At 40.4% G+C, this 10,004-nt stretch carries 11 protein-coding genes and 1 tRNA gene; 4 read left to right on the forward strand and 8 right to left on the reverse strand.

Translation table 11 applies throughout. The features are described 5' to 3' along the window. Nucleotides 1-103: 103 nt before the first annotated feature. Nucleotides 104-259, reverse strand: coding sequence for a lmo0937 family membrane protein (locus ACEW8S_RS01260; RefSeq protein ID WP_373516379.1), 156 nt, complete (start codon nucleotides 257-259; stop codon nucleotides 104-106). Between the two features lie 170 nt (nucleotides 260-429). Continuing rightward, on the reverse strand, nucleotides 430-1,476 hold the full coding sequence (locus tag ACEW8S_RS01265; protein WP_373516380.1) for a helix-turn-helix transcriptional regulator: 1,047 nt from the start codon (nucleotides 1,474-1,476) through the stop codon (nucleotides 430-432). 184 nt (nucleotides 1,477-1,660) lie between these two features. Here ACEW8S_RS01265 and ACEW8S_RS01270 point away from each other — a divergent pair, with 184 nt between their 5' ends. After that, a complete protein-coding gene (locus tag ACEW8S_RS01270; RefSeq protein WP_373516381.1) occupies nucleotides 1,661-2,773 on the forward strand; it encodes a DUF2254 domain-containing protein in 1,113 nt (370 codons plus the stop codon). 37 nt (nucleotides 2,774-2,810) lie between these two features. On the opposite strand, the gene ACEW8S_RS01275 is transcribed toward ACEW8S_RS01270, so the two are convergent. Then, a complete protein-coding gene (locus ACEW8S_RS01275; protein ID WP_373516382.1) occupies nucleotides 2,811-3,998 on the reverse strand; it encodes a DUF748 domain-containing protein in 1,188 nt (395 codons plus the stop codon). A 41-nt stretch (nucleotides 3,999-4,039) separates the two neighbouring features. Next, entirely contained in the window at nucleotides 4,040-5,308 is a 1,269-nt protein-coding gene (locus tag ACEW8S_RS01280) for a sorbosone dehydrogenase family protein (protein ID WP_373516383.1), read from the reverse strand. Nucleotides 5,309-5,675: 367 nt separating this feature from the next. Between ACEW8S_RS01280 and ACEW8S_RS01285 the strand changes: the two genes are divergently transcribed. Beyond that, nucleotides 5,676-5,972 carry a type II toxin-antitoxin system HigB family toxin gene (locus tag ACEW8S_RS01285; protein WP_373516384.1) on the forward strand — a complete coding sequence of 99 codons (297 nt, stop codon included), beginning with the start codon at nucleotides 5,676-5,678 and terminating at the stop codon, nucleotides 5,970-5,972. Nucleotides 5,973-5,974: 2 nt separating this feature from the next. Next, nucleotides 5,975-6,334, forward strand: a complete 360-nt coding sequence (locus ACEW8S_RS01290; protein ID WP_373516385.1) for a type II toxin-antitoxin system HigA family antitoxin — start codon at nucleotides 5,975-5,977, stop codon at nucleotides 6,332-6,334. Nucleotides 6,335-6,336: 2 nt separating this feature from the next. On the opposite strand, the gene ACEW8S_RS01295 is transcribed toward ACEW8S_RS01290, so the two are convergent. The 4 genes from ACEW8S_RS01295 to ACEW8S_RS01310 all read right to left on the reverse strand — a co-directional run bounded on the left by ACEW8S_RS01295 (nucleotide 6,337) and on the right by ACEW8S_RS01310 (nucleotide 9,708). Then, entirely contained in the window at nucleotides 6,337-6,573 is a 237-nt protein-coding gene (locus ACEW8S_RS01295; protein WP_373516386.1) for a hypothetical protein, read from the reverse strand. A gap of 153 nt (nucleotides 6,574-6,726) precedes the next feature. Further along, nucleotides 6,727-7,863, reverse strand: coding sequence for an FG-GAP repeat domain-containing protein (locus ACEW8S_RS01300; RefSeq protein WP_373516387.1), 1,137 nt, complete (start codon nucleotides 7,861-7,863; stop codon nucleotides 6,727-6,729). Nucleotides 7,864-8,349: 486 nt separating this feature from the next. After that, nucleotides 8,350-9,231, reverse strand: a complete 882-nt coding sequence (locus ACEW8S_RS01305; RefSeq protein ID WP_373516388.1) for a site-specific integrase — start codon at nucleotides 9,229-9,231, stop codon at nucleotides 8,350-8,352. A 392-nt stretch (nucleotides 9,232-9,623) separates the two neighbouring features. Next, nucleotides 9,624-9,708, reverse strand: a tRNA-Ser gene (locus ACEW8S_RS01310). Between the two features lie 125 nt (nucleotides 9,709-9,833). On the opposite strand from ACEW8S_RS01310, the gene ACEW8S_RS01315 reads away from it, so the two are divergent. After that, the coding region (locus ACEW8S_RS01315) for a glycosyltransferase family 2 protein (RefSeq protein ID WP_373516389.1) at nucleotides 9,834-10,004 on the forward strand (171 nt) is incomplete at its 3' end.

Raw genomic sequence — 10,004 nt, forward strand, 5'->3', positions numbered from 1 at the left:
GAATTACGGCCAGGGATATTCCGCCGCCCAAAAGGGCGCGCTTGGTAAACTTACTGACTTTCATCCTTCATAATCATTGTCGGGCCGCCCCGGTGTACTCCAATCAAACCTTTCTGCCGGTCACTAGTTTGTAAATTACCAGTATTACGGCAACGACTAGAATAATGTGGATAATCCCCCCCACGTCGGGAAATGCCATAAAGCCGACCAGCCAGCCGATTACCAAGATTACTACGATGATCCATACAATGTCTCTCATGATTTTTGAATTAAGGGTTGAACATGTATCTAAAATAATTCATTTTTTGATTCAAAAACGAGGTGTGGGTATATATGGGTTATAATGTCAATATAATCCGGTAAAGTGTCTTAATTTGCGCCGAAATACTAAAATCGCAAAATTAATTTAGGGCGTTTTGAGACAGAATCTTATTTTTCAGTCGCCCTTTTTTTAAGAAGGGAATCGATATAATGTTTTCTGTATTCCGAAGGTGTGGTCTCATATTCTGCCTTGAAAATTTTTGAGAGATAACTTTTGCTCGACAGCCCCACCCTATTTGCGATTTCGGACATGTTAAGGTCCGTATTTAGTATGAAATCCTTAATTAGGTCCAAACGTACTTTTTGAATGAACCTATTGACCGTAACACCGTAAAGGTCCTGAAACCCTTCTTGAAGTTTGTTGGCGTTCAGACCTACTTCTAGGGCAATCCAGTCTATGGTATATAAGTCTGAAATCCGGTGCTTTATGAGTTTTGCAGCCTTCTCTATTTGTACAACCTCCGTACGGCGAAGAATACTCCGGTTACTTAAATCCCCCAAATCGTCTTCGTATTCGAGTATTTGCCTGGTCAACATTTGGTAGGCTTTTCCCTCTAAAAATAATTTTCGCAAAAAATCCTTTCCATCAAAGGATTGCATTTCACGAAAGAGATCGGCCAATTTCAGACTGTAGAAACCATCGTGATAAAAGGTTTTTTTAGCTTCTATATCATTGAAAAGGTTTTGAAGGGTATCGTCCATAGTGACCAGATCGCATTCTATTTTTTGCTGGAATATTTTTCGGGTAATCTCCAAACTGTTGATTACCGTTTGCGTGTCGGCGCTAAAATGTAGGATGTGTCCATTCAACAGATCACTGGCTACTATGGCCTCTTGATATTGAACAATTTTATGAATCTGTTCCGAATTTTCGAACCTATGCCTTAACGTACCTTCCAAACAATACAAAAATTTCAGGGGATGCACTTCGTTGACCGTAAATTGAAATTCTACATCTTCATGGAAGAGACAATCGTACTGAACGATACCCATGCCCCCATCAAAGTTGATCCCACGAATATTTCCTGTACCGATATGATCGGGAATATCAAGAAAGTATTCTCCGCAGCTTTCACTGAACGTAGTAGTAAAAGCTATTGAAATATCACGCATTACCTCAGCTATGGGAAGTGAATTTACTTCAATCGTAATCATATTTTTCTATTTGTGGTCAAGATAAACCAAATCAATCGTCTCTGAAGGTTATACAATATATTATTATTCATTGGGCAATTCGATTTTGATGGATTATAGCCGAATAAGCGAATCTAAGGAAATCAGAAAACTCGTCAAAATTCTATCAAACCCATATCTTCGCAATCAAAACACTCAAAATTCTATGTTCAAATTTCTTCCATTTATTCGTCGCATCTACAACAGCATCTCCTTCCTGACATTCTGTATTGCGATAGGTTTTTCAATTTTGGCCGTTTCCCTCGTTATTCTCCAACCAGATTTGCTTGAAGAATATCCACAATTGGCCATTAAGAATCCAGAGAATATAAAGTTTATACTATCATTTACCATAGGTGGAATTTTCACGCTTACCATTTTCACGTTTACTATGGTAATGAACGTATTGAACCGTAGCATCAGCAATTATTCGCCAAGATTGATCCCCCTTATCCTCCGGGAAAAAAATCAACAAGTTATTTTGGGAGTAACCAGCGGGATCCTAATTTATGCTTTGGTCATGGCGGTATTTATTTCGAGTGAAAACAACATCGATTTCCCTCCTGTCGCCGCACCTTTGGCCATTCTCATGGGCGCAGTAAGCATTCTATTATTTATTTATTTCATACATAGTGTATCACAGACCATTCAGGTCAACTACATACTGCATAAATCCTTTTTGAACACAAAAAGGAATCTAGTGGAATTAATGGATTTGAAATATACATGTGTTTCTAGAACTTCAGATATCGAGTGGGCCGACAAGATAGCCTTTGAACAATGTGGATACCTAAATAAAATACGATTGAAAAAATTGATTTCTATCTCAGCTAAAATCGAAGTGGACTTCAAACTGCTCAAAAGAATGGGAAGTTTCGTTTTAGAAAATGAACCGGTTTTGGCCACATCTGCAAAAATCGGCAAAAAGCAACTGAATAAAATAAAGAGATGCATCAGCATCGACCGCGTTGAGGCCATTGACGTTGTTGAAATCGGCTTTAAACATTTGGTCGAAGTCGCCGTAAAGGCAAGTTCCCCTGCTATTAACGATCCCGGAACTGCGCTTACCGCTATAGACTACTTGACACAGTTATTCCTTATCCGAAAGAAAATTCCGGAATTTAATGCTATGAAATCCGATAAAGGGGGAACGCTCTTTTTTGCGTTGGTAGACGTAGAAAAATTGGCCTCGGCCTGCTTCATGGAAATGGAAGCCTATATGGCCGACGACCCTATCTTAATGCAAAAGATAGAACAAAGCAAGGAAATAATTTTGTGAAAATATTGAATTTATAGGATTCCGTGCAGGCTCAACATTATTTGGAGCCGTTCGTTCTGCGATCTTCCCGCTGACTTTTTCTTTCATCGCGCCGTTCTCGACGCGCCTCCTTTCGGGATTCTTTTTTATCCACTTTATCCGCACCTGCCTCGGCATCCTTGAAATCGATATCGTCATCCACTACGCCCTCAAATGCCTTGATCCAGGCATTCTGAAAGATATTGGTAACGGTAGGCCACATTTTGGTTCCCACATTGTTAAGGTCGCCCTCTAGCGGAACCTTTGTGGCTAAGGTATCGTTCCTTTGATTTTTGAGAACGAATTTGAAGAACCCGACAAAACCTTCCCATAAGGTTTCCAGAAATCCGTCTTCTTTGCCCAGAAGTTTTCCGTTCTTCAAGATGGGTTTAATAGAGCCTTTAAGAAAACCGTCGGCTATGGCAACCTCGCCAAAAACCTCAAAGGTGCCACTTTCAAAATCGATTTCTGCATAATGTTTTGTAAAATCGTTGAGGGCCGTGGCGTTTGCCCCTTCCAAAGAAAATGCGATATCCATATCGGGAATTTGTTTAACCAGGTTCATTTTGCCATCGAGTTTCATATTTCCATCTCCTATTGATATGGCGGTTGCATGCACTTCAGAGGGCAAGGTTCTTTCCTTTTGGACCACATTGCGCAAGTTGGTAGCGATCAAGTTTATGTTTTTCAGGTTCAGGTCGATATTCGGATCTGCCTGTAGCTCCACAAAGGCCGCGGCACCATCGATAATTTCCAGTTGGTTAATGTCGATAGGCACCAAATCCGTGAGTGCTTTTGACCAATCTTCCACCTCCGGTTCGGTTCCGGTCGAATCTTGTTGGTCTTCAAAAACATAAATAAGTTTGGGCCGCGTCATTATGACCTCGCTAACGATCTTGCCGTCAAAAAGGGATTTCCACTGCACCGAAATATCGGTCTTTTCAAAATCGAGATAGGGTACTTGGGAGCCTGCATTTACTTTGTTCAAATACAAACCATCAATGGTGTAGGCTCCCCGAATCAAAGCGATATCAATATCCGCAACCTGTCCATAATAACCAGGAATATCCGCCAGTACTCCATTTACATAATTTTTGACCATAAAGGGCAAAAGCAATCTGCACAGTAACAAAATCGCAATTATTGTTACTGGAACTATGTAACGTTTTTTTTTGTAGCGTCGGCGTTTAAGTTTTTTTTCTGTCATGTAATTATTTATTTTCTCGAAGTGTTTAGATTAATGAAGCATTAGTATTCCACACTTATTCGCCAAATCGTATTTGTCTTATCATCGGTAATCAATAACGAGCCCTCTTCGGTCATGATCGCACATACCGGACGGCCATATACTTTGTCTTCATTTGGATTTACGACAAATCCAGTCAAAAAGTCTTCCGGCTTCCCTGATGGTTTCCCATTTTCAAACGGAACAAACACTACTTTATAGCCTGACAGTTCTTTCCGGTTCCAAGACCCATGCTGTACGACGAAGGCTCCGCCATGATATTTTTGTGGAAAGCTATTTCCAGTATAAAATACCAGGCCAAGGGATGCCGTATGGCTTTGCAAAGCGAAATCAGGAACAATTGTTTTTTGAAGGTGTTCCGGATTTTTGATTTCAACCCTTGGATCGTCTATTCCGAAATACGAATAGGGCCATCCATAGAATCCGTCCTTTTCAACGCTGGTCAGGTAATCGGGCACTAGATTGTTCCCCAGACCGTCGCGTTCGTTTACGATCGTCCATAAATTTCCGGTCTCCGGTTCCCAATCCATCCCGACGGGATTCCGGAGACCGGAAGCATAGATTTTCAATTCGCCCCTATCCCTATCATAAGCAAGAATACTGGCTTTCATAAATTCCTTTTTGATGCCCTTTTCGGCGATATTGGTTCCGCTACCTACGGCCACATATATTTTGGAACCGTCTTTAGCTGCAATTATATTCCGTGTCCAGTGTTGGTTCACCTTTCCAGCGGGCAGTTGTACCATCTGCTCTCCGGAACCGGCTATTTGTGAATCGCCCCTTTTGTATGGAAATCGCATCAGGGCATCGGTATTGGCAACGTAAAAAGAATCCTTTAAAGCGAGCATTCCAAAAGGTTGGTTCAGTCCATGCTCCAAAAAAGTTTTTCGCACGTCCGGTATACCATCTTGGTCGCTATCCCTTAACAAGGTAATGACATCTGCACTATGCTTTAGGTTTTTTGATTTTCCGGCCCCAATGATCCATGCGCCGATCTGTTTGAAAAATCCATAGTTCGAATTGCTTTGGGCGACAAGGATATCGCCATTGGGAAGTTCGTACAACCACCTTGGGTTTTCAAAACCATCGGCATACTTCGTCACTTTAAAACCTTTTGGGGCCTTGGGCGTTCTCCCATTTTCCCATCCCATGACCTTCGAAAAATTGGAAACTGATTTCGTCGCAAACGGAGGCGGCAAGGTATCCACTGTCGAATGCTGTGCCAGCACAAATGTGGAGAATAAAATAAGCACATAACCTAAAAAGCGCATTTTCATAGAATTTAAACAAAATATAATGCTAAAATCGAAAATGTCTATCCCTATAAAGATAATGATTGACTTAAATAGATCCACGAAATGACGATTCCTATTTTTTTGAATCAATATGCTATGCCATCGATAAATCTTGGAGAATTTCAAATGAACCACTATGGACTTGAAGTCCATATTGGTTCATCTCAAAAGCTCTAAGACTGAAAACCTAACAAAGCCTTACGTCTGAAAAGGTTGATCTGTTTTTAAACAGGTGCCAAAAAAAGCTCCTGAAAGGTACAAATAAAACAAATTAATTACAAAATACGTAATTAAATTTCGTTTTACAAAATTTGGTAGTATCTTTGCTATAAAGAAATCCAGCATGCGCATTGTTACCTATAAGCGAATAAAGGAGTTTACGGAAAAACATGCGGCATCCGAAAATGTCTTGAACTTTTGGTATCACACGGTAACGGCAAAACAATGGAACGATTTCAACGATATTAGGCAAACCTTTAACAGCGTTGACTATGTAGGCAACAATCGTTATGTATTCAATATTAAGGGAAACGATTATAGACTTGTTGCCATAATTTCGTTCAATGCCAAAAAAGTGTACATACGTTTTATTGGTACCCATTCTGATTACGACAGGATTAAGGATATTAAAACCATTTGACCATGATCAAAACAGTTAAGGAATATAACGCCATTATTGAACGTATCGAAGTTCTTTTGCAGGATGCCGATAACATCGAAAACAAGGATGCAAAGGGATATATTGAGTTAAATCTATTGTCCGACCTTGTGGCAGATTACGAAGAACGTACCTATCCCGTCAAAAAACCCTCACTTGTCGAGGTCATTAAATTGAGAATGGCGGAAATGGGATTGAATCAAAAACGCCTATCCGAACTTTTGGGGGTAAGTACTTCAAGGGTAAGCGAATATTTGACCGGCAAGAGCGAACCCCCTTTAAAAGTTGCAAGGGATATTAGCGTAAAGCTCGGTATCGATGCCAGTATTGTTTTAGGGGTTTAAGGCTAACAGACTTCATAGGGCAAACCGAATGAAAGGCTTGGCATGGTATTTTTTAGCCCCCAATCACAAACCGTATTACTGATACGTTCTTTGGTTGTCTTTAACGTTTTTAGAATATCTTTTCGGGAGTACAGATTTTCCAAACGCTCAATATCTTCATTAAAAATAGTCTCTGTGGTGGCAAACAAAGCCCTTGGGATACTAAGTTCTTTATCCGGGGCAAGATTTAGTTTGCTCATACCCAGACCCCATAAATGGTGTTTTGAAGATGTCCGCCATGTTTTGCATTTTGTTCATGTAACAGTTAAAATCTAAAATCAATAAATTTGAATTTTAAACTGTCCTTTTTTCTAGGGAAGGCTTCAAAATCCAGTCTTTTGTTGAGCACACTGCTATTTTCCCCAATAAATCTTTAAATTGTGTGAGTCCCTTCCGGCTGCGATGATATCCATTTTGCCATCTCCATTCAGGTCAGCTACTTTTAGGTCTTCACAGGCCATCCCATTTTTATCGACCCAATGGCTCTTCCAGCGGGTACCTTGAGAATCAGTAGCTACAAAGATCTTGATACCTATCTCTTGGTTGGCATTTGCCTTACGCCAACCGACTACAATTTGATCGATACCGGAGTTGAGAAAATCTTCAGTTGCCAGGGCATGGCCTTGATTAAGTTCATCGGTGAGCACAATACGTTGGTTGCTGCCCGGTAGATAAACTGTCAGCTCATTACCATGCATGGACTCCACGCCTGTGACAAAACGCTTGTCATCAATTTGTCCTACGCGAACTTCCCCAAAACTATACCCTGATATAATTCCAGTATCCGGGGTTATCCAATTTTGGTTTTGGTATGTAAAAACTTTTATACCTTCCTTGCCACTGATGTACATCTGCTCAGATGCTGCTGCGTCAACCATATCAAAATTGTGTGTGAGGTGCATCGTTTGATCGATGAGCGATAATTTCCAGGGCTCGGTTGGATTATTTGGCATTTGATAGGCAAAAACCTTCACACCTTTGCCTTCACCATTTGAATTACCCCGGCCGTGCAGCGGTAATACGACAAGTTGATAATTATTATCAGCAGTCCGGACCCAGTGCATCCGGTGAACAGTCGGTTCGTGGTGGAGCTTTATGGCCGTCCATTTTTTTGTGGGATCCTCTGGTCTGATAAGGTAATGAACACTCCCCGATGCCATATCATCGCTTGTTTCACCAGGATTCCATTGAGCACCCACAGCTACTTCCACTTTGCCATCACCATCAATATCGCGGGCGGCAAGGCACACATTGTCAGAGGCAGTAAGGTTTTCTATCATCACAAAGCGCTTCCAGTCGCCGTTCCTGTACCACACGAATTCATTTTTATCCGCTAGTAGTATGTCGGGCTTTTTATCGCCATCTACATCGCCGATGGCAAGGCCATAGCCGATGGCGATATTGGCATCGATTATTTGAGCTTTGAATAACGGATCAGGATCAGAAATAGGGTTGAACAGAGCGAATAAAGTAAAAAATACGGTTATCATAAGTGCATTTGTTTGCTGTTTGAACCATTGTCATTCAAGATACAAAACTTTAAATTAACTTGGGTTTCAAGAGCCAAAACAGTCTCTCTCCAAGTCCTCTTCTTCAATATTTAGCCACTTTTGCTATTTGCAATTCACTTTGCTAATAGGTTTTGTTTTGATATGCCAAAGTATTTTGTGAATTGATTAATGTTAGGTTCGAAGAAACAAGAGGATAACACGCTAAAGCGATGTTATTTTATCTAACGTTATGATTTTCAGATACCTAAACGTTTTACTTCACTCCTTTTTCCTTGATTTTTTCGTAAAAAACCTTCGCAGTCCCCATTTTACGATAAATTTTTTACGAAAAAAGAGAATTCATGATGTGTCATTGTCATGACAATCTTGCTTTTGCTCCAGGAGGTCGCAAAATGAAAAATATCTTTCGGAAAGAACTTACATACAGCGATAAATAAACGCGAGCGATAAAATCGTTTTAAACTTTTATTTTTCAATCTTTCGCGCAACTTCCTCGCTCACCTTTCGATTTAAAATTTTGGCATAGTGCTGGGTAGTCCGTAGCGATTTATGCCCGAGCATCTTACTTACCGATTCAATAGAGACACCATTTGAAAGCGTTCCCGTAGTTGCAAAGGTGCGGCGAGCTAAATGGGTCGTGAGATTCTTTTTTATGCCACTAAGAACCCCTATCTCCTTTAAATAGGCATTCCTTTTTTGGTTGTTCAGTACTGGAAGAACCTTGTCGTTAATCAAATTTGGACTATTCTCATACTTCTCCAAAATCATTAAGGCGGTAGGTAGCACCGGGATATTACTTTTTGTCTTGGTCTTAGTACGTTTAGAATTTATCCACAGTTCTCCATCGATGCCTGTAACGAAATCATCATGAGTCAATTTTTTCACATCAGCGTAGGCCAAACCAGTAAAGCAGCAAAAAACGAAGCAATCCCTTACATGTTCCAAGCGTTGGTGTTGGAAAGGAGTATCCATTAACTGCTGTAATTCCTCGGTGGTTAAAAATTCACGCTCTACGTTCTTTAAGCGCACCCTATAGTTTGCAAAGGGATCTTTGGCAATCCAGCCATTCGCATCAGCTATACGGATAATCTTTTTAAAATTGACCACGTATTTGATGGCAGTATTGTGGCTACACTTACGCTTGGTCTTTAGATAATATTCAAAACCTGTAATGAAAGCATGGTCAACTTGCTTTACTGGCATGTCCTTCTTTCGATAATCATGTGGAATATACTCTGCCAAATGACTCCTGGCCGTCCGATACCTTTCCGTTGTACCTTCGGCAAAATCCTGACCGACCAAACTATCAACCTGGTTGTTGTGCTCTTGGAAAATCTCCAATAGCATTTTGTACTTCTAGTCTTTTTCTAAATAGGCATCTCGTAAAGAAATTGCCGTTTGGTGTAAATCATCTTCCTTAAACTTCTCGGCCAGTTTGTATAAATCGGTGCGCATCTGGGCTAAGTAGCCATTTAATTGCCGCACTTCCGAACTGACACCTAATTAACAGTTATTTCCCTTGAAGTTAGGAAAAAAATATCAAAAAGCAATCCTTTCAACGTGTTGATTAACAATAATTTATATGTAGATAGGTGTCACTTGGGTGAAGAATTCTGACTGACACCGAATTGGGCACTATTTAACATGATATCAAATGAATTCATTTGAATGCAAAAAAAATTAAAACCCTGTAAATTAATAATTTACAGGGTTATCTGTAGCGTTTTGACACTACCTAGCGGAGAAAGAGGGATTCGAACCCCCGGAGGTGTGACCCTCAACAGTTTTCAAGACTGCCGCATTCGACCACTCTGCCATTTCTCCAATGCGAGCGCAAATATAGAAAGCTTTTTCTGTTTCTTAAAAGGATTTCTTGGAATAATTCATATCTAGGAATTTGCGAGGCGCTGCAAATCGGATTTTCGTCTGCTTTTTATACCTTGCCGACCATGAAAAATCCTTTGGTAAGCATCCTTATCCCTTTTAAAAATAACGCAAAGTTTCTTAAGGATTGCCTGGATTCAGTGTGTCGACAAACCTATAAAAACTGGGAAGTACTGGCGGTGAATGATCATTCATCGGATACAAGCAGGTCTCTGGTCGAATCCCTTTACGAAAAA

Source organism: Pricia sp., from assembly GCF_041745955.1.
GTDB lineage: Bacteria > Bacteroidota > Bacteroidia > Flavobacteriales > Flavobacteriaceae > Pricia.